This window comes from Nevskia sp., assembly GCF_023266035.1.
GTDB lineage: Bacteria > Pseudomonadota > Gammaproteobacteria > Nevskiales > Nevskiaceae > Nevskia.
Map to the genome: position 1 here is coordinate 8,862 of NZ_JAHFRY010000153.1, position 1,380 is coordinate 10,241.

At 64.1% G+C, this 1,380-nt stretch carries 2 protein-coding genes; both read left to right on the top strand.

Translation table 11 applies throughout. The features are described from left to right. Positions 1-650: replicative DNA helicase (locus Q0D45_RS18840; RefSeq protein WP_293396480.1), on the top strand; the 650-nt coding region annotated here is incomplete at its 5' end. 82 nt (positions 651-732) lie between these two features. Continuing rightward, a partial coding sequence (alr, locus tag Q0D45_RS18845; protein ID WP_293396483.1) for an alanine racemase occupies positions 733-1,380 on the top strand: 648 nt, incomplete at its 3' end.

Sequence of the window (1,380 nt, forward strand, 5' to 3'; positions counted from 1 at the left end):
AGGCTACCGCCGTGTTCTCGATGGAAATGTCCGCCGAACAGCTGGCGCTGCGCGTGCTGTCCTCGTTCGGCCGCATCGACCAGCAGGCGCTGAAGAGCGGCCAGATGGAAGATCACGAATGGAGTCGTCTGGTCTCGGCCAGCGGCCTGCTGCGCGAGGCACCGCTGTTCATCGATGAAACCGGTTCGCTGTCGCCGCAGGAACTGGCCGGCCGCGCCCGGCGCATGGCCGCCAAGCATCCACTGGCGCTGATCGTGGTCGATTACATCCAGCTGATGCAGGTGCCGTCGAACCGCGAGAACCGCACCAACGAGATCTCGGAAATCTCCCGCTCGCTGAAGGCGCTGGCCAAGGAACTGAAGGTGCCGATCATCGCGTTGTCGCAGCTGTCGCGCAGCCTCGAAGCACGTCAGGACAAGCGGCCGATCATGTCCGATCTTCGCGAATCCGGATCGATCGAACAGGACGCCGACATGGTGCTGTTCGTCTACCGAGACGATTACCACAACAAGGAATCGCCGAATCAGGGCACCGCCGAAATCATCATCGCCAAACAGCGTTCCGGCCCCACCGGCAAGGTCAAGACCGCGTTCCTCGGCAAGTACACGCGCTTCGACAATCTGGCGCCGGAGTACATGTACGGGGGGTGAAGCAGTGGCTAGTGGCCAGTGTTCAGTGGCCTGATGAACCGTATGCTGACCACTAGCCACTGATCACTGACCACTGCTTCACATGTCTATTCCGCGAGTCACTGCAACGGTCGATCTGTCGGCCGTTCGCCACAACCTGCAGCGCGTGCGCGCGTTCGCACCGCAATCGAAAGTGATGGCCGCGATCAAGGCCGATGCCTATGGCCATGGCGCCGTGCCGGTGGCGCGTGCGCTGGCCGAAGCCGGCGTCGATGCCTTTGCCGTCGCCTGTCTCGAAGAAGCGGTGACCTTGCGCGATGCCGGCATCAGCACGCGCATCGCCCTGCTTGAAGGCGTGCTGTCCGCCGAGGAAGCCGAGGAAGCGGCGCAGCTGGCGCTGGAGATCGTCATCCACGATCGCTGGCAGCTGGAACTGCTGGCGTCGCTGCCGACGACGACCGCGCTCAGCGTCTGGTTCAAGCTCGACAGCGGCATGCATCGGCTCGGCTTTCCGCTCAGCGAAGCGCCGGCGCTGCAGGCTGCGTTACTGGCTCGGCCGAACTGGCGCCTGCAAGGCTGGATCACCCATCTGGCTTGCGCCGATGATCGCGACAGCGCGATGACTTCCGCGCAGATCGCTGCGTTCGACACCGCGATGGCAGATATTTCCGGCCCGCGCTCGATCGCCAATTCCGCCGGCCTGATCGCTTGGCCGCAGGCGCGGGTCGACTGGGTACGGCCGGGGCTGATG